Consider the following 18286-nt stretch of genomic DNA (forward strand, 5'->3'; position numbering starts at 1 on the left):
CGTCAAACGTGTTCATCCAGATAGCGCAATGCCAATCGCTCTGTCGCCAGCCGTGCCGGTAATAACAAGTGCGGCGCGACCAGCATCATGATCTGGTACACCACCACCCGCACCTCGCCTTCACGATCAAGGATCCGCTGGTAGTCCAGGGAGAACAGTAAGGTCATGGTGATCTGTTCCACCAGCTGCCCCAGCGCCTGGGTGTCACTGACCACTTGCCCCGCCGCCTGCAATCGCGCCAGCAAGGATGCCAGGGTGCGCTTGAGCGCCGTGAGCAGGTTGCGAATACCTTTGGCCAGTTTCGGCAGGCGTCCGGCCAGGTTGGACAAGTCCTGGAACAGGAACCGATAGTGGGCCATGCGCTCGACGATCAGGTGCAGGAACAACCAATAGTCCTCGGCCTTCAGTTGCGCATCCGCCGGCGGGTCGAGCAACGGCGCCAGCTCACCTTGGAAACGCTCGAACAGGCCAATGACCAGTGGCTCCTTGCCATGGAAGTGGTAGTAGAGGTTGCCGGGGCTGATCCCCATTTCATTGGCCACCTCCATGGTCGATACATTTGGCTCGCCCTTCTGATTGAACAACTGCAGGGCACATTCAAGGATACGGTCGCGGGTCTTCATCCAGTCTTCTTAATGGGGTCGTTGAGCTCAGCGCACTCGCACGTAGGTGCCCGGTGCCGCTTCCATCGGTGGGTAATTCTGGTTGCCCAGGGCGGTGAGGGTTTCGCGCTGTACGCCCGAGCGCTGCTGGATCCACGCCAGCCACTGCGGCCACCAGCTGCCCTCGACATGGCTGGCGTCGTAGTACCAGGCGCGTGGGTCGCTGCTCAGCTTGGGGTTTTCGACGTAGTTGGCCTTGGGGTTGCCCGGTGGGTTGAGGATGCTCTGGATATGCCCGCTGTTGGACAGCACGAAGCGCCGCTCACCCCCCAGCAATTGCGTGGAGCGATACACCGCGTCCCACGGCGTGATGTGGTCGTTGATCCCGGCCACGCTGAAGCTGTCCACCGTGACTTTCTGCAAGTCGATGGGCGTGCCGCACACCTCCAGGCCGCCGGGATGGCTCAGTGGGTTGTGTTTGAAGAAGTCCAGCAAGTCACCATGCAACGCGGCGGGCAGGCGCGTGTTGTCGTTGTTCCAGTACAGGATGTCGAACGCGGGCGGTTCCTTGCCCAGCAAGTAATTGTTGATCCAGTAATTCCAGATCAGGTCGTTGGGGCGCATCCAGGCGAACACCTTGGCCATGTCGCGGCCGTCGAGCACGCCTTGCTGGTAGGAGCGACGTTTGGCGGCTTCGAGGGTTTGCTCATCGGCGAACAGCATGGCGGGGCTGTCGATCTGGCTGTCCAGCAGGCTCACCAGGTAGCTGGCGCTGGAGATGCGGCGCAGCTGGCGCTTGGCTTGCAAGTGGCCTTGCAGGGCGGCGATGGTCAGGCCACCGGCGCAGGCGCCCATCAGGTTGACCTCGCGGGCGCCGGTGATGGCCCGGCAGACGTTGAGCGCTTCCTCCAGCGCCGCCACATAGGTGGACAGTCCCCATTCGCGGTGGCGCACGTCCGGGTTGCGCCAGCTGACCATGAAGGTCTGCAGGCCATTCTTGAGGGCGTACTGCACAAAACTGTTGGCCGGGCTCAGGTCGAAAATGTAGTACTTGTTGATTTGCGGCGGCACGATCAGCAGCGGCTTGGCGTACTGTTTTTCGCTCATGGGCTTGTACTGGATCAACTCCAGCAGCTCATTGCGAAACACCACCGAGCCTGGGGTGGTGGCCACGGTCTTGCCGACTTCAAAGGCCTGTTTGCTCACCTGGCGTGGCAGGCCGTTGTTGTGCAGCAGGTCGTCGAACAGGTTGCTCACGCCGCGCACCACACTGCTGCCGCCGGAGTTGAGCAACTCCTTGATGGCCAGCGGGTTGAGCAGGGTGTTGGACGGTGAGACGGCGTCGTTGAGCAAGGCGAAGGCAAAGTGCGCGCGGGCACGGTCGTCGGCACTCAGGGAGCTGTCGTCGATCCAGTGGCGGGTCTGTTTCTGCCAGCTCAAATAGGCTTGCAGACTGCGTCGATAGAGCGGGTTGAGCGTCCAGGTCGGGTCGATGAAACGGCTGTCCCGTGGGTTGGGCTCGTGCACGGTCTCACCCAACAGCACGCGACCCAGTTGACCGCCGAGGGCCAGGGCGTGACGGGCGGTATGCACCGGGTTGCGCCAGCCGTGGGCGGCAACGCTGCGCAGGGTCGACAGCAAATCCCGACCGCGCAGGCCGGTGATCGCGTTTTGCGCATTGATGAACGCGGCGGGGGTGGGCGCCGGGTTCGTCACGGGTCTTTCTCGCATGAGCCAACACTCCTTCGTCAAGCCATCAACAGGCACGCCAATTCAGAACCATAGTCGGTTCTCGGCAAGTTGCGCGGCGGTGTGGTCCTTACACCGCTGGTCGCGGGTGAATCACGGCCCGCATGCGCTCCTCCTCGAGAAACTTCATGATGATCGGCGCCACGGCTTCAGCCCGGGTGATCAGGAACAGGTGGCCGTCATCGATGATGTGCAACTGTGCGTTGGGAATGCGCCAGGCCAGCATGCGCATGTTGATCAGCGGGATCAGCGGGTCGTCGTCCCCGGCCAGCACCAGGGTGGGCTGGCGGATCTTGTGCAGCCAGTGGATGCTGGTCCAGCCCAGCCCCGCGAACAGTTGCCAGTAGTAGCCGAGCTTGCCGGCCGAGCGCACTTTGCTCGCGTGCTCGGCCGCCAGTTTCGAATCGCGGCGGAACGAGCCGCCATAAATCATTGGTGCGATGCGCACCACGTGGGACGGTTGGATGTAGCGCCGGGGGCTGGCCATCAGCCACAGCACCTTTGGTTTGCCTGGCACCATAAAGGCACCGGCAGCGGTCGCCGCCAGGATCAGCTTCTTGCAGCGCTCCGGGTAGTCGTAAGCAAACTGCTGCGCCAAAGCGCCGCCCCAGGACACGCCTACCGCGTTCACCTGGCCATAGTCCAGGTAGTCCAGCATGCGTGCGGTGAGCTTGGCCAGGCCGGGAAAGCGATAGGGCCGGTTGGGCGTCGAGGAACCGCCCACGCCTGGTACATCGAAGGCGATCACTTCCAGGTCCGGGTCCAGGGCCTGGACGAACGGAAACACCAGCTCAAGGTTGGCGCCGATGCCGTTGAAGATCAGCAACGGCGTCAAGTGGGGCTTGCCCGGGCGTACCGCCGTGCGGATGGTCTGGCCATCCAGGTCGATGGTACGGAAGATGAACGGTTGCGGCATGCTCAAGCCCTGTGAAGTGTTACAGCTGGAATGCAGTCAGTGTGGGAGGGGGCTTGCTCCCGATAGCCCTGTGCCAGTTTCAGATGTTGTGCCTGACACGCCACAATCGGGAGCAAGCCCCCTCCCACATTTGAACGCATTTCAATTTAGCGTTCGTGTACGTAAGTCCCTGGGGCGGCTTCCGCTGCGGCATAGGTCTTGTTACCCAAAGTCGTCGGTGCCTTCTTCAGCTTGCCCGCTCGCTCTGCTTGCCACACCTGCCAATGCAACCACCACGAGTCCGTGTGCTTGGTCGCATTCTCCTGCCACTCCAGTGGCTTGCCCGCCAGGCTATCGCTGGTCTGGTAGCGCGCCTTGGGGTTGCCGGGCGGGTTGAGGATGCTCTGGATATGCCCGCTGCTGGACAGTACGAACTCCACCTTGCCGCCAAACAGCTGTGCCGACTTGTAGCACGACTGCCATGGCGTGATGTGGTCGTTGGTGCCGGCCAGTGAGTAAATATCGGCCGTGACCTGCTTGAGGTCGATCGGCGTACCGCACACTTCCAGGGCATTGGCGCGTACGAGTGGGTTGTTTTTGAATAGCTCGATCAGGTCACCGTGGAACGCCGCCGGCAAACGCGTGGTGTCGTTGTTCCAGAACAGGATGTCGAATACCGGCGGCTCATTGCCCAGCAGGTAATTGTTCACCCAGTAGTTCCAGATCAAATCGTTGGGGCGCATCCAGGCAAATACCTTGGCCATGTCGCGGCCTTCCAACACGCCGGCCTGGTAGGAGTGGCGCTTGGCCGCTTCCAGGGTCTGCTCATCCACAAACAGCGCCACCTGGGTGTCCAGGGTGGTGTCCAGCACACTCACCAGCAAGGTCAGGGCGTTGACCTTCTTCTCGCCCAGCGCCGCGTAGTGGCCCAGCAGGGCGGTGCAGGTGATGCCGCCGGAGCAGGCACCGAGCATATTCACGTCTTTGCTGCCGGTGATCGCGGTGACCACATCGACCGCTTCCTTGAGCGCTTCGATATAGGTCGACAGGCCCCACTCGCGCTGGGCCTTGGTCGGGTTGCGCCAACTGACGATAAAGGTCTGCTGGCCGTTGCGCAGGCAGAAGCGCGCCAGGCTCTTCTCCGGGCTCAGGTCGAATACATAGAATTTGTTGATCTGCGGCGGTACCACCAGCAAGGGACGTTCGTGCACCTGTTCGGTGATCGGCTGGTACTGGATCAGCTCCAGCACGTCGTTGCGAAATACCACCGCACCCTCGGTGATGCCCAGGGTCTTGCCCACTTCAAATGCGCCCATGTTGACCTGGCTCGGCATGCCGCCGTTGTGCACCATGTCCTTGGCCAGGTGCGACAGGCCGTCGAGCAGGCTCTTGCCACCGGTTTCAAAGAAGCGTTTGACCGCCGCCGGGTTGGCCGCGCTGTTGGTGGGGGCCATGGCTTCGGTCATCAGGTTGATCACGAAGTGGCCGCGGCTGATGTCCTGATCCGACAGGTTACTGTCGCCGATCCAGTCGTGCAGTTCCTTGCGCCACGCCAGGTAGGTTTGCAGGTAGCGTTTGTAGAGCGGGTTCTGGCTCCAGGCGGGGTCGTGGAAGCGACGGTCATCGCTTTCGGGTTGCAACTGCGATTTGCCGAACATCACGTTCTTCAATTCAACGCCAAAGTGGGCGACGTGCTTGACGCTGTGCAACGGCTGCTTGATGGCTTGGGTCAGCACCATCTTGGCCGAGGCCAATAAATCCTTTTTTCGTAACGCGATGATCGGGTTGAGCCCCAGGGTGTTTTCCGAGGCCTGGCGTTTCAAGTCATCGTTGTTCTTGTTACTCATCTACGACGCTCCATTGTCCGAAAGACGAGTACCGGGTACCGCTGCGCACCAGGTTTCGATACACAACACAAGCCAGGTACTGCGACTCGGGTGACCGTTGATACCGCATCGTCAAATGCAGGGAACTTGCCAGTTCCATTGGTTACCCGAGTTTAATTTTTTTCGCAAGCGGGCCAATCGTTGGCCACGCGACAGGGCATTCAAGCAGATGAAATTAGAAAATGCTCTCTAAAGAGCAAGAGGCCTGGACTAGAGCATCAGCCGCACGACCGATTCGCTCGGATCGCGGGTTTTGCCGGCCGCCTTGAGCTCGGCAAGATAATCGGCCCACAACGCGTCCTGACGCACGGCCAATTGGTAGAGGTAGTCCCAGGTGAACAGTCCGCTGTCATGCCCGTCGTCGAAGGTCAATTTCAGTGCGTACTGGCCCGCCGGTTCGATCTTGGTCAAGCGCACGTTGAGCTTGCCGAATTGCAGGATAGGTTTGCCGTGGCCCTGGACCTCGGCGGAAGGCGAGTGCACCCGAAGCAGTTCGGCGGGCAATTGATAAACCTCGTCGGGCCCGTAGGTGAGGCCGAGGGTGTTGGAGGTTTTGTGCAAATTAACAGCGGTGGGGAATTTCGGCATTGGGGACACCTTGGGCTGCAAGCTACAAGCTGCAAGTTGAACGTGCTCAACTTGCGGCTTGTAGCTTACAGCTTGCGGCTTACAGAATGTACCGCGACAAGTCCTCGTTCTGCGCCAATTCGCCCAGGTGGCTGTTGACGTAGTCGGCATCGATCTTGATCGTTTCGCCATTCTGCGCCCCGGCCAGGTCGCCGGCGCTGAAGGACACTTCCTCAAGCAGGCGCTCAAGCAAGGTGTGCAGGCGACGCGCACCGATGTTCTCGGTTTTCTCGTTGACCTGCCAGGCAATCTCCGCCAGGCGCTTGATACCGTCCGGCAGGAACTCGATGCCCAGCCCTTCGGTTTTCAGCAGCTCACGGTATTGCTCGGTGAGCGACGCGTGCGGTTCGCTGAGAATGCGCTCGAAGTCGCCTGGGGTCAGCGCCTTCAGCTCTACTCGAATCGGCAGGCGGCCTTGCAGCTCGGGCACCAGGTCGCTTGGCTTGCTCAGGTGGAACGCACCCGAAGCGATAAACAGGATGTGGTCGGTCTTGACCATGCCCAGCTTGGTATTGACGGTGCAGCCTTCGATCAGCGGCAGCAGGTCACGCTGCACACCTTCGCGGGATACATCGACGCCACCGGAGTTGCCGCGTTTGGCGACCTTGTCGATCTCGTCGATAAACACGATGCCGTGCTGCTCAACGGCTTCCAAGGCCTTGGCCTTGAGTTCTTCCTCGTTCACCAGGCGCCCGGCTTCTTCGTCGCGCACCAGTTTCAGCGCTTCCTTCACCTTGAGCTTGCGGCTTTTCTTCTTGCCCTTGCCCATGTTGGCGAACAGGTTCTGCAACTGGCTGGTCATCTCTTCCATGCCAGGCGGTGCGGAGATGTCTACGCCAGAGACTTCAGCGACTTCGATCTCGATTTCCTTGTCGTCCAGCTGGCCTTCACGCAGGCGCTTGCGGAACAGCTGGCGGGTGTTGGAATCCGAGGCTGGTGCGGCGTCTTCGTTGAAACCCATGCGTGCCGGTGGCAGCAAGGCGTCGAGGATGCGTTCTTCGGCGGCGTCTTCGGCGCGGTGGCTGACCTTGGTCATTTCCTGTTCGCGCAGCAGCTTGAGGGCAGCGTCGGCCAGGTCACGAATGATCGACTCCACATCGCGGCCCACATAGCCGACTTCGGTGAACTTGGTGGCTTCGACCTTGATGAACGGCGCGTTGGCCAGCTTGGCCAGGCGTCGGGCGATCTCGGTTTTACCGACGCCGGTCGGGCCGATCATCAGGATGTTCTTCGGTGTTACTTCAACACGCAATTCTTCCGGCAGTTGCATCCGGCGCCAGCGGTTACGCAGCGCGATGGCAACGGCGCGCTTGGCATCGTCCTGGCCGATGATATGGCGATTGAGTTCATGGACGATTTCGCGGGGAGTCATGGACATAGTGTTTGGCGGCCTCAAGCGGGAATAAGCCTACGGCTTACTCGGCGAGGTCCTGCTCCTCAATGGTGAAGTTGTGGTTGGTGAACACGCAGATATCGCCGGCGATGCCCAGGGCAGTCTCGACGATTTCGCGGGCCGACAGGTCGGTTTTCTTCAACAGTGCGCTGGCTGCGGCTTGTGCATAACCACCGCCGGAGCCCATGGCGATCAGGCCATGTTCAGGCTCAACCACATCGCCGTTACCGGTAATGATGAGGGACGCATCTTTGTTGGCGACGGCCAGCATGGCTTCCAGGCGGCTGAGGGAGCGGTCGGTGCGCCATTCTTTGGCAAGTTCGACAGCGGCGCGTACGAGGTGGCCCTGGTGTTTTTCCAGCTGGCCTTCGAAGCGCTCGAAGAGGGTGAAGGCGTCGGCGGTGGCACCGGCAAAACCGGCGAGGACCTGGCCGTGATACAGGCGACGCACTTTTTTCGCATTGCCTTTCATCACGGTATTGCCCAGGGAAACCTGGCCGTCGCCACCCATGACGACTTTGCCGTGGCGACGTACTGAAACGATGGTGGTCAAGGGGAGAGTCTCCACGCAGCGGGGCGAAAATGCCCTGATGGAAACTCATATGGGGGTGGCAGGGGGGATTTCAACCATAGGGGTTTATGGCGGACGAGTGGTGTTTATCGGTCTGACACACATTCCAGGGCGCTGCAAAACCAAATGTGGGAGAGGGCTTGCCCCCGATAGCGGTGTATCAGTCGCCGAAAATATTGACTGAACTACCGCTATCGGGGGCAAGCCCCCTCCCACATTCATGCTGGTGTGTCTCGAAATCAGCGGCTCTGGCGCTGTTGTAACAACAGGTTGCTAAACCCGGCGCCGGCCAATTGTTTCTGTGCCACGGTCAGCTGTTCGCGGTTGCTGAACGGCCCCACCAGTACGCGATACCAGGTCGCGTCCTTCACCGTGCCGGACTCCACCGTCACCGTCTGGCCGAGCAGAATGATCTGCGCACGCACGCGATCCGCGTCCGCCTGTTTCGGGAAGGAGCCCGCTTGCAGGAAGAACTTGGTCACAGGGGCGGCTTTGGTCTCCGCAACCGGTGGTGCTGGTGGTGGAGTAATCCCGGCCAGTGCGGCCTGGGCCCGTGCGGTGTCGATTTTCGCAGCTTCTGCCGGGGTTACCGGGGTGGTCGGCACTTGCGGTGTCGGCAGGGTTTTCTCCGGCACGGCGTCAGGTGGCACGATCACTTCCGATTCCGGCAGCAGCGTATAGAAGTCGTACTTCGGCTTTACCGGTGCCGTTGGACTCGGTGCGGTCTTGTTGGCTTCAGCCATTTTCGTGGCCTTCTGCTGTTCCTGCTTGACGCGTTTGACGTCATCGCCCTGGCCTGGGTCCAGCTTCATCAGGAACACGATAAACGCGCCGACCGTGAGGCCGATGGCCATCCACAACCAGCCCGGGATCGGCTTCTTCGCCGGGGCCTGGTAGCGGCTGGCGCCGCGCTTGGGTGCAGGTTTTTTCTTGGCAGCCAACTTACATACGCTCCAGAGTTTCCAGGCCCAACAGTTCCAGGCCTTGCTTGAGGGTCCGTCCAGCCAGTGCGGCGAGGCGCAGGCGACTTTGCTTCTGGGCTTCGTCGTCGGCGGTGAGGATCGGGCAGTTCTCGTAGAAGCTGGAGAACAACCCGGCGACTTCGTACAGGTAGGTGCAGAGGATATGCGGCGTACCTTTCTCGCCGACGCTGTTCAGCACTTCGCCGAATTGCGCCAGCTTGGCGGCCAGTTCCTGTTCATGGGGCGCGTCCAGCACGATCTGGCCTTCGACTTCGCTGAAGTCCTTGCCCAGCTTGCGGAACACACCGGCCACGCGGGTGTAGGCGTACAGCAGGTATGGCGCGGTGTTGCCCTCGAAGTTGAGCATCAGTTCGAAGTTGAAGCTGTAGTCGCTGGTGCGGTGCTTGGACAGGTCGGCGTATTTCACCGCGCCAATCCCCACCACGCGGGCGATGTTGCGCAGGTCGGCTTCGGCCAGCTCCGGGTTCTTTTCCTTCACCAGGTTGTAGGCACGCTCCTGGGCTTCGTTGAGCAGGTCGATCAACTTCACGGTGCCGCCGTCGCGGGTCTTGAACGGGCGGCCATCGGCGCCGTTCATGGTGCCGAAGCCCATGTGTTCCATGTGCATCGGGTGGGTGACGAAGCCGGCGCGACGTGCCACTTCGAACACCTGCTGGAAGTGCAGCGCCTGGCGTTGGTCGACGAAATACAGCGCACGGTCGGCCTTGAGCACGCCGCTGCGGTAGCGCACGGCCGCCAGGTCGGTGGTGGCATAGAGGTAGCCGCCATCGGCCTTGACGATGATCACCGGCAGCGGCTCGCCGTCGGCGGTCTTGAATTCTTCGAGGAACACGCACTGCGCGCCGTTACTCTCGACCAGCAGGCCTTTGGCCTTGAGGTCGTTGACCACGTTGATCAGGTCGTCGTTGTAGGCGCTTTCGCCCATGACGTCGGCCATGGTCAGCTTGACGTTGAGCAGCTCGTAGATTTCCTGGCAGTGGGACAGCGATATCTCGCGGAAGCGGTCCCAGAGTTCCAGGCATTCCTTGTCGCCGGCTTGCAGCTTGACCACCAGGCCACGGGCGCGGTCGGCGAACTCTTCGGATTCGTCGAAACGCTTCTTGGCGGCGCGGTAGAAGTTCTCCAGGTCCGACAGCTCGTTGCTGGTGATCGGGTTTTCCTGCAGATAGGCCATCAGCATGCCGAACTGGGTGCCCCAGTCGCCTACGTGGTTCTGGCGGATCACGGTGTCGCCGAGAAACTCCAGCACCCGGGCCACGCCGTCGCCGATGATGGTCGAGCGCAGGTGGCCGACGTGCATCTCCTTGGCCAGGTTGGGCGCCGACAGGTCAATGGCCACGCGCTGAGCCGGGCCGGCCTTGCGTACGCCGATCCTGGCGTCGGCCAGGGCTGCATCCAGGCGTGAAGCCAGGGCCTGGGTGTTCTGGAAGAAGTTGATAAAGCCCGGGCCGGCGATTTCGGCCTTGGTAACACTCTCGTCGGCGGGCAGCGCGGCGATGATTTTTTCCGCCAGGTCGCGCGGCTTCATGCCGGCCGGCTTGGACAGCATCATCGCAATGTTGCTGGCGAAGTCGCCGTGGGTCTTGTCGCGGGTGTTTTCCACCTGGATCGCCGGCGTCAGGCCTTCAGGCAACACACCTTCGTTGACGAGTTGGGTGAGGGCTTGTTGGATAAGCTGGCGAATGGTGTCTTTCATGGTGTTCTCTTTCGACCGCAAGCGGCGGCGCGCGATGCGCAGGTGGAAAAGCTGGGCATTATCCGTGGCGAGGGCGGGCTTGCCAACCTTCGCGGGACCTGTGGCCAGGCTTAATACAAATCTACCGGGTCTACATCCAGCGACCATCGCACCTGTCGGCCACTCGGCATTTGCTCCAGCGCAAGTAACCAGCTACTTAATAACCGATGCAGCGGTGCACGGGAGGTCGCTTGCAAGAGTAGCTGAGCACGATAACGCCCGGCGCGACGTTCCATGGGCGCGGGTACCGGGCCGAGCAGTTCGATGCCGCTCAGCCCCAGCTCGCCGAGCAAGCGTTCGGCTGCGCTGCAGGCTTCATCCAGAAAACCCTCGGCCTGCCCCGGTTTATGGGCTTCGGCGCGCAGCAGCGCGAGGTGCGCAAAGGGCGGCAGGCCGGCGGAGCGGCGTTCGCTCAGCGCCTGTTCGGCGAAGGCAAAGTAGCCTTGTTCTGTCAGTTGAATCAGCAGCGGATGGTCGGCCAGGTGCGTCTGGATAATCACCTTGCCCGGCTCTTCGGCACGCCCGGCGCGGCCAGCGACCTGCACGATCAACTGCGCCATGCGTTCGCTGGCGCGGAAGTCGCCGGAGAATAAGCCGCCGTCGGCATCCAGGATCGACACCAGGGTCACCCGTGGGAAGTGATGCCCTTTGGCGAGCATCTGCGTACCCACCAGGATGCATGGCTGGCCCTTCTGGATGGTGGCGAACAACTGGTTCATCGCGTCCTTGCGCGACGTGCTGTCGCGGTCGACCCGCAGCACCGGGTAGTCCGGGAACAGAATGCCCAGCCGCTCCTCGGCGCGCTCGGTGCCTGCGCCCACCGGACGCAGGTCGACCTTGCCGCACTGCGGGCAGTGGCGCGGTACACGCTCTACATGGCCGCAATGGTGGCAACGCAGCTCGCCATGGCGCTGGTGCACGGTCATGCGTGCATCGCAACGCTCGCACTCGGACATCCAGCCGCAGTCATGGCACAGCAGCGTCGGCGCAAAGCCTCGACGGTTGAGAAACACCAAGACCTGCTGGCCGGCCGCCAGGGTCTGGCCGATAGCTTGTTGCATCGGCCCGGAAATGCCGCTGTCCAGTGGCCGGCTTTTTACGTCCAGGCGCAGGAAGCGTGGCTGCTTGGCACCGCCGGCCCGCTCGTTCAAGCGTAGGAGCCCGTAACGACCGGTGTAGGCGTTGTGCAGGCTTTCCAGGGACGGTGTAGCCGAACCCAGCACAATCGGGATGTCTTCCTGGCGCGCCCGCACCAGCGCCAGGTCGCGGGCGTGGTAGCGCAGGCCTTCCTGTTGCTTATAGGAGCCGTCGTGCTCCTCGTCGATGATGATCAGCCCGGGATTCTTCATTGGCGTGAACAGCGCCGAACGGGTGCCGATAATAATGTCGGCTTCGCCGTCCCGCGCCGCCAGCCACGACTCCAGGCGCTCACGGTCATTGACCGCCGAGTGCACCAGGGCGATGCGCGCATTGAAACGCTGTTCGAAGCGCGCCAGTGTTTGCGGGCCCAGGTTGATCTCGGGGATCAGCACCAGTGCCTGTTTGCCGGCCTGCAGGGTTTCGCGGATCAGCTGCAAATAGACTTCGGTCTTGCCGCTGCCGGTGACGCCGGCCAGCAGGAACGCATGGAAGCTGTCGAAACCCGCGCGAATCGCTTCATAGGCGGCGCGCTGTTCGGGGTTCAGCGGCAGTTCGGGCTGGGCCAGCCAGTGTTCGTGGCGCGGGTCGGGGGCGTGCTTGCGGATTTCCACCTGCACCAACCCCTTGGCCAGCAACAGGTCGAGGCTGTCTTTGCTCAGCATCAGCTTGCTCAATAGCTGATGGGCGACGCCATGGGGATGCTGGGCCAGGGTCGCCAGGGCTTCACGCTGGCGCGGGGCGCGGGCGATGCGCGGGTCGTCAAGGCGCGCTCCGGGCACCGTCGACCAGAAGCGCTCCTGGCGCGCTTCGGCCAACTCGCCCTGGCGCAACAGCACCGGCAGTGCCCAGCTCAACGTGTCGCCGAGGCTGTGCTGGTAATACTGGGCGGTCCACAGGCACAGCTTGAACAATGCGGGCGGCAGCGGTGGCGTGGCATCGAGCAGGGCGATGGCCGGTTTGAGCTTCTCGGCCGGCACTTCGCTGTGGTCGGCGACTTCCACCAGGATGCCGATCATCTCCCGGCGGCCAAACGGCACGCGCACGCGCATGCCCGGCTGCAATTGCGCGCGCAGCACGCCGGCCGGGGCTCGGTAGTCGAACAGGCGGCGCAGGGGCGAGGGCAGGGCTAGGCGCAAAATGGCGTCGGGCACGCGAGGGGTCTCATCTATAAAGGCAGGCGGTGGCGCAGGGGCGCGAGCCTAGCAGACCGGGGGAGGCTTGGGGTGGCCGCCAGTTTTCTGATGAAAGGTGCTTTTATGTTTACGCTCGATGGGTGTCGCCGCTTGCGCGTTTAAAAAGGTCTGGTAGAATCCGCGGCCTAATTACGTGCGGTATTCGACAATAGTGTCGAGTGGCGGCACGCTAGCCCGAGGAAGTCACCATGAAAGCCGATATCCATCCAGCGTACGAAACCATCGAAGTTACCTGCAGCTGCGGCAACAAGTTCGAAACTCGCTCGAACCTGTGCAAGCCACTGGGTACTGACGTATGCAACGAGTGCCACCCGTTCTACACCGGTAAGCAGAAAACTCTGGACACCGGCGGCCGTGTACAGCGCTTCGCAGATCGCTTTGGTGCTTTCGGCAAGAAGCCTGCTGCTACTCCAGCAGAGTAAGGCTCAAAAGCCTTATGGGCTTTTGCCAGCTGTTGAAAAAGGCGTCCCTTGCGGGCGCCTTTTTTGTGCCTGCGATTTGGTTGTCGGCGGCCCAGGCACAGGTGTTTTGCCCGGCGCCAGCGGCCCTGGCCCGCGTGGAAGTGCAGCGGGTGGTGGATGGCGACACGGTGCGCCTCAAGGATGGCCGCAGTGTGCGGATGATCGGTATCAATACCCCGGAAACCGGCAGGAAGGGCCGCGCCGACGAGCCATTTGCCGTCGCGGCGCGTCAGCGTCTACAGGCGTTGGTGCAGGCCAGCGATGGGCGTGTCGGCCTGGTGCCGGGGCGCGAGGGCAAGGATCATTACGGTCGAACCCTGGCTCACCTCTATGGTGCCAATGGTGAGAATCTGGAGGCGCAACTGCTGGCCGAGGGCCTGGGATTCCAGGTGGGCGTGGCGCCGAATGTCGATCTCGTCAGCTGTCAGCAGGCGGCTGAGAACAGTGCCCGTAACGCGCGGCTGGGGCTGTGGCGCCAATCGCCGGTGCAGTCCGTGGAGCAGCTCGGGCGCTCCGGGTTTGCACTGGTCAGCGGCCAAGTCAGTAAAGTCGAGCGCAATCGCGGCGGAATCTGGATTGAATTGCAGGGGGCACTGGTATTACGCATTACGCCCGACCTGATCAGTCAATTCGATGCTGACCGCCTCAATGGTCTGCAAGGCCGCACCGTCGAGGCGCGCGGCTGGGTACAGGATCGCGCTCGGCGGGGCGGCCTGAAAAACGGCCAGGCGCGCTGGCTGCTGCCGTTGACTGATCCGGGCATGCTCAAATCGACTGATTAAGAAAAAATTGTAGACATTTTTCGGTTTGATTGTGAACAGTTAAGCCCTTGTATCCCGTGGCTCTTGGCCGAAAGTCTTAGCGCAGGGCCCTTGACACCTGTGACTGCCCAGTCTTGTGGGGACTTTGCGACACGAGTATCCTCGGCGGTCCGTCGACCAACAGTAAAAGCGGAATGCCGATATGTCTGATTTGAAAACTGCCGCTCTCGAATATCATGCCCATCCTCGTCCAGGAAAGCTGAGTGTAGAGCTCACCAAAGCCACCGCCACCGCCCGCGACCTGTCGCTGGCCTACAGCCCTGGCGTGGCCGAGCCCGTACGTGAAATCGCCCGCGACCCTGAACTGGCGTACAAGTACACCGGCAAAGGCAACCTGGTTGCAGTGATTTCCGATGGCACCGCGATTCTGGGCCTGGGTAACCTCGGCCCATTGGCCTCCAAGCCGGTCATGGAAGGTAAAGGCGTGCTGTTCAAGCGCTTCGCCGGCATCGACGTTTTCGACATCGAAGTTGATTCCGAGAGCCCGCAGGCTTTCATCGACACCGTCAAGCGCATTTCCATCACCTTCGGTGGCATCAACCTGGAAGACATCAAGGCACCTGAGTGCTTCGAGATCGAAAAGGCCCTGATCGAGCAGTGCGACATTCCGGTATTCCACGATGACCAGCACGGTACTGCGATCGTCACCGCGGCCGGCATGATCAACGCCCTGGAAATCGCCGGCAAGACCCTGGCTGATGCCAAGATCGTCTGCCTGGGCGCTGGCGCTGCGGCCATCTCCTGCATGAAGCTGATTGTCAGCATGGGCGCCAAGCTGGAAAACATCTACATGGTCGACAGCAAGGGCGTGATCCAGTCCGAGCGTACCGACCTTAACCAGTACAAGGCGATGTTTGCCCACCCGTCCTCCAAGCGCACCCTGGCTGACGCCCTGAACGGTGCCGACGTGTTCGTTGGCCTGTCTGGCCCGAACCTGCTGAGCGCTGAAGGCCTGAAGTCCATGGCGGCCAACCCGATCGTGTTCGCCTGCTCCAACCCTGATCCGGAAATCGCTCCGGAACTGGCTCACGCCACCCGCGACGACGTGATCATGGCGACCGGTCGTTCGGACTACCCGAACCAGGTCAACAACGTGCTGGGCTTCCCGTTCATCTTCCGTGGCGCCCTGGACGTTCGCGCCAAGCGCATCAACGAAGAGATGAAAGTGGCAGCTGCCAACGCCCTGCGTGAACTGGCCAAGCTGCCCGTGCCTCAGGACGTGTGCGACGCCTACGGTGGCGCCAAGCTGGAATTCGGTCGTGAGTACATCATCCCGAAACCAATGGATAAGCGCCTGATCACCCTGATCTCCGATGCCGTGGCCAAAGCCGCGATCGAGACCGGTGTGGCCACCCTGCCGTATCCGAAAAACTACCCGCTGCAAAGCGTGGATGATGTGTTCAACGGCTAAGCCGTTGTAGCGCACCAACAAAAAAGCCCCGGCTCTCGCGAGTCGGGGCTTTTTGCTGGGGTGGCGATTAACTTGTGTCCTGTGGAGATCAAATGTTGGAGGGGGCTTGCCCCCGATGGCGGTGTATCAGTCACTCGATGAGTTGGCTGGTCCACGGCTATCGGGGGCAAGCCCCCTCCCACATTTGGTTCTGCGTAGGCTTGAGGTCCAGGTTAGAACAGATCGATCGGCGCCGCCTCATCCGCCGGCAACGGGCTGCCCGGTACGACGCCGTTGCCCAGCTCATTGACCGACGGCGGCGTGTCTTCGCTCTTGAACAGTTCGAAGTACGCATTCGGCGTGCTTGGCGAAGCCGCACGGCCACTGACCGGGTCGATCCGCAGGCTGAGGATGCCTTCCGGCTCCGGCTGGGTGTGCAGCGGCTTGTCCTTCAGGGCGGCACCCATGTAGCTCATCCAGATCGGCAGCGCGACGGTGCCGCCGAACTCGCGGCGGCCGAGGCTTTCCGGCTGGTCGTAGCCGGTCCAGACGGTGGTCACGTAGTCGGCGTTATAGCCGGAGAACCAGGCATCCTTGGATTCGTTGGTGGTACCGGTCTTGCCCGCGATGTCCGCGCGGCCCAGGGCCAGGGCGCGCCGGCCGGTACCTTTCTTGATTACGTCTTCGAGGATGCTGTTGAGGATATAAGTTGTACGCCCATCCACAATGCGTTCGGCCACGGCGGGAGCTTGCGGTTCGGTTGCAGGCGCGTTGACGGCTGGCGCGGCACCTGGGGTCGGCTCGATGGTGATGCCGCCATTGCTCGGCGCTGCCAGCCCATCAGTGGCCGCCACGCCGTTGACCACATCACCCGGTACCCGGGGTGGGTTGGCGGTGAACAGGGTGTCGCCATTGCGGCTTTCGATCTTGTCGATCAGGTACGGCGTGATCTTGTAGCCGCCGTTGGCAAAGGTGCTCCAGCCGGTGGCGATTTCCATCGGCGTGAGGGTCGCGGTGCCCAGAGCCAGGGACAGGTTCGGCGGCAGGTCCGACTTGTTGAAGCCAAAGCGCGTGATGTAGTCGATGGTCTTGCCTACCCCCATCGCCTGCAACAAGCGGATCGATACCAGGTTACGCGACTTGTACAGCGCCTCGCGGATGCGGATCGGGCCGAGGAAGGTGTTGGTGTCGTTCTTCGGGCGCCAGACTTTGTCCAGGTACTCGTCGACAAACACGATCGGCGCGTCGTTGACCAGGCTGGCGGCGGTGTAGCCGTTATCCAGGGCGGCGCTGTAGATGAACGGCTTGAAGCTCGAGCCCGGTTGGCGTTTGGCCTGGGTGGCACGGTTGTAGTTGCTCTGCTCGAAAGCGAAGCCACCCACCAGGGCGCGGATTGCACCGTTCTGTGGGTCCAGCGATACCAGCGCGCCCTGGGCCAGCGGCACCTGGCTGAATTTCAGGCTGTCGTCCTTCTGGCGTTGTACGCGGATCAGGTCGCCCACTTGCGCGACATCCGATGGCTGCTTCGGCATCGGGCCCATGCTGTTGGTATTCAGGAACGGGCGCGCCCATTTCATGCTGTCCCAGGCCACATGCGCTTCGCCGGTGCGGGTCAGCACCTGCACGCCATCTTTCTTCACCTGGGTGACGATGGCCGGTTCCAGGCCGCTGATCGCGCGCTGTTTGCCCAACTCGGCAGTCCAGGCGCTCAGGGTCTTGCCCGGCAGGCGCGACTCAGGGCCACGGTAGCCGTGGCGTTGATCGTAGGTGATCAGGCCGGAATGCACGGAGTCATTGGCGATGTCCTGCAAGTCGCTCGGAACCGTCGTGGTCACGCGGAAGCCTTCGGTGTAGGCCTCGCTGCCGTAACGGCCGACCATCTCGGCACGCGCCATTTCAGCGATATAGGGAGCATTCACTTCCGGCGTCGGCACGTGGTAGCTGGCGTTCAATGGCTCGGCCACCGCACTTTCATAGGCGCCCTGGTCGATCTTGCCCAGCTTGTACATGCGCCCCAGGATCCAGTCGCGGCGTTCTTTGCTGCGTGCCGGATTGGCCAGGGGGTTGAAGCGCGAAGGGGCCTTGGGCAGGCCGGCAATCATGGCCATCTGCGCCAGGCTGGCGTCACGAATCGACTTTCCGTAGTAGACCTGCGAGGCCGCCTCGATCCCGTAGGCACGGTTGCCCAGATAGATCTTGTTGACGTACAGCTCGAGGATCTCGTCCTTGGTCAGCTGGCGTTCGATCTGCAATGCCAGCAGGATCTCGGTGGCTTTACGCGAAAAACTGCGCTCGCTGGTGAGGAAGAAGTTCTTCGCCACCTGCATGGTGATGGTGCTGCCGCCGGATTGAATGTGGCCGCTTTTTACCAGTTGTGTGGCCGCACGTACCAGGCTGCTGGGGTCGACGCCATAGTGGTTGGCAAAATTATCGTCTTCGGCCGACAGCAACGCGCTGATGAAATTAGGTGGAATGTCGGCAAAACGGATCGGTGTGCGGCGCATTTCGCCGAACTCCGCGATCAGCTTTTCATCGCTGCTGTAGACCCGCAAAGGAATCTGCAACTGGATACTTCTGAGAGCCTCTACCGAGGGTAAACCCGGACTAAGGTAGAGGTAGGCCCCGCTGAGTACGAGCAGCAGCCCGCAGACGATCGCGACAATGGAGTACCCGAAAAACTTCAGCAGACGGATCAAGGCTTTTGGATTTCCAGAGAAAAGAATGGGTTACGCGTCGGGGCATGCATGGCTAACGATGGATCGACCCGAGCTGCAGATAAAAAGCGGGGAAAAACGCTGGGCATTAAAGCATTTTTCGCCTTGGGGCGTCATTCGCGCCTG

At 61.7% G+C, this 18286-nt stretch carries 14 protein-coding genes; 3 read left to right on the forward strand and 11 right to left on the reverse strand.

All coding sequences use genetic code 11. The annotated features are described in order from the left end of the window. Positions 1-2: 2 nt before the first annotated feature. From FIV39_RS05230 to FIV39_RS05275, 10 genes are all read right to left on the reverse strand, one after another. A complete protein-coding gene (locus tag FIV39_RS05230) occupies positions 3-623 on the reverse strand; it encodes a TetR/AcrR family transcriptional regulator (protein WP_090400983.1) in 621 nt (206 codons plus the stop codon). Positions 624-650: 27 nt separating this feature from the next. Beyond that, positions 651-2333, reverse strand: a complete 1683-nt coding sequence (gene phaC, locus FIV39_RS05235; RefSeq protein ID WP_090400982.1) for a class II poly(R)-hydroxyalkanoic acid synthase — start codon at positions 2331-2333, stop codon at positions 651-653. An 88-nt stretch (positions 2334-2421) separates the two neighbouring features. Then, the gene (gene phaZ / locus FIV39_RS05240; protein ID WP_053140530.1) at positions 2422-3267 is read right to left on the reverse strand and encodes a poly(3-hydroxyalkanoate) depolymerase; all 846 of its coding nucleotides are present in this window, start codon (positions 3265-3267) and stop codon (positions 2422-2424) included. Between the two features lie 146 nt (positions 3268-3413). Continuing rightward, on the reverse strand, positions 3414-5093 hold the full coding sequence (gene phaC / locus FIV39_RS05245) for a class II poly(R)-hydroxyalkanoic acid synthase (protein WP_090400981.1): 1680 nt from the start codon (positions 5091-5093) through the stop codon (positions 3414-3416). Between the two features lie 249 nt (positions 5094-5342). Beyond that, positions 5343-5720, reverse strand: a complete 378-nt coding sequence (locus FIV39_RS05250; protein WP_065925716.1) for a gamma-butyrobetaine hydroxylase-like domain-containing protein — start codon at positions 5718-5720, stop codon at positions 5343-5345. Positions 5721-5799: 79 nt separating this feature from the next. Further along, positions 5800-7137 carry an ATP-dependent protease ATPase subunit HslU gene (gene hslU, locus FIV39_RS05255; RefSeq protein ID WP_090400980.1) on the reverse strand — a complete coding sequence of 446 codons (1338 nt, stop codon included), beginning with the start codon at positions 7135-7137 and terminating at the stop codon, positions 5800-5802. Between the two features lie 37 nt (positions 7138-7174). Continuing rightward, complete coding sequence (gene hslV, locus FIV39_RS05260) at positions 7175-7705, reverse strand: ATP-dependent protease subunit HslV (RefSeq protein ID WP_010563201.1); 531 nt, start codon at positions 7703-7705, stop codon at positions 7175-7177. Between the two features lie 257 nt (positions 7706-7962). Beyond that, positions 7963-8664 (reverse strand): SPOR domain-containing protein, encoded by a 702-nt coding sequence (locus FIV39_RS05265; protein ID WP_027605014.1) that lies wholly within the window; start codon positions 8662-8664, stop codon positions 7963-7965. A 1-nt stretch (position 8665) separates the two neighbouring features. Next, a complete protein-coding gene (gene argS, locus FIV39_RS05270) occupies positions 8666-10402 on the reverse strand; it encodes an arginine--tRNA ligase (protein WP_090400979.1) in 1737 nt (578 codons plus the stop codon). Between the two features lie 110 nt (positions 10403-10512). After that, the gene (locus tag FIV39_RS05275) at positions 10513-12732 is read right to left on the reverse strand and encodes a primosomal protein N' (RefSeq protein WP_090400978.1); all 2220 of its coding nucleotides are present in this window, start codon (positions 12730-12732) and stop codon (positions 10513-10515) included. Between the two features lie 230 nt (positions 12733-12962). Between FIV39_RS05275 and rpmE the strand changes: the two genes are divergently transcribed. The 3 genes from rpmE to FIV39_RS05290 all read left to right on the forward strand — a co-directional run bounded on the left by rpmE (position 12963) and on the right by FIV39_RS05290 (position 15467). After that, positions 12963-13196 carry a 50S ribosomal protein L31 gene (rpmE, locus tag FIV39_RS05280; RefSeq protein WP_005784030.1) on the forward strand — a complete coding sequence of 78 codons (234 nt, stop codon included), beginning with the start codon at positions 12963-12965 and terminating at the stop codon, positions 13194-13196. 14 nt (positions 13197-13210) lie between these two features. Continuing rightward, a complete protein-coding gene (locus FIV39_RS05285) occupies positions 13211-14017 on the forward strand; it encodes a thermonuclease family protein (RefSeq protein ID WP_090400977.1) in 807 nt (268 codons plus the stop codon). A gap of 181 nt (positions 14018-14198) precedes the next feature. Next, the gene (locus FIV39_RS05290) at positions 14199-15467 is read left to right on the forward strand and encodes a malic enzyme-like NAD(P)-binding protein (RefSeq protein ID WP_027605010.1); all 1269 of its coding nucleotides are present in this window, start codon (positions 14199-14201) and stop codon (positions 15465-15467) included. A 212-nt stretch (positions 15468-15679) separates the two neighbouring features. Here FIV39_RS05290 and FIV39_RS05295 read toward each other — a convergent pair whose 3' ends face one another. Further along, positions 15680-18139, reverse strand: coding sequence for a penicillin-binding protein 1A (locus FIV39_RS05295; protein WP_390620689.1), 2460 nt, complete (start codon positions 18137-18139; stop codon positions 15680-15682). Positions 18140-18286 lie beyond the last annotated feature (147 nt).

The organism is Pseudomonas grimontii (assembly GCF_007858185.1).
GTDB lineage: Bacteria > Pseudomonadota > Gammaproteobacteria > Pseudomonadales > Pseudomonadaceae > Aquipseudomonas > Aquipseudomonas grimontii.

Excerpts from the sequence above, each read along its gene's own strand:
- FIV39_RS05230 (WP_090400983.1), bottom strand. The coding sequence starts at position 623 with ATGAAGACCCGCGACCGTATCCTTGAATGTGCCCTGCAGTTGTTCAAT.
- phaC (WP_090400982.1), bottom strand. The coding sequence starts at position 2,333 with ATGCGAGAAAGACCCGTGACGAACCCGGCGCCCACCCCCGCCGCGTTC.
- phaZ (WP_053140530.1), bottom strand. The coding sequence starts at position 3,267 with ATGCCGCAACCGTTCATCTTCCGTACCATCGACCTGGATGGCCAGACC.
- phaC (WP_090400981.1), bottom strand. The coding sequence starts at position 5,093 with ATGAGTAACAAGAACAACGATGACTTGAAACGCCAGGCCTCGGAAAAC.
- FIV39_RS05250 (WP_065925716.1), bottom strand. The coding sequence starts at position 5,720 with ATGCCGAAATTCCCCACCGCTGTTAATTTGCACAAAACCTCCAACACC.
- hslU (WP_090400980.1), bottom strand. The coding sequence starts at position 7,137 with ATGTCCATGACTCCCCGCGAAATCGTCCATGAACTCAATCGCCATATC.
- argS (WP_090400979.1), bottom strand. The coding sequence starts at position 10,402 with ATGAAAGACACCATTCGCCAGCTTATCCAACAAGCCCTCACCCAACTC.
- rpmE (WP_005784030.1), top strand. The coding sequence starts at position 12,963 with ATGAAAGCCGATATCCATCCAGCGTACGAAACCATCGAAGTTACCTGC.
- FIV39_RS05285 (WP_090400977.1), top strand. The coding sequence starts at position 13,211 with ATGGGCTTTTGCCAGCTGTTGAAAAAGGCGTCCCTTGCGGGCGCCTTT.
- FIV39_RS05290 (WP_027605010.1), top strand. The coding sequence starts at position 14,199 with ATGTCTGATTTGAAAACTGCCGCTCTCGAATATCATGCCCATCCTCGT.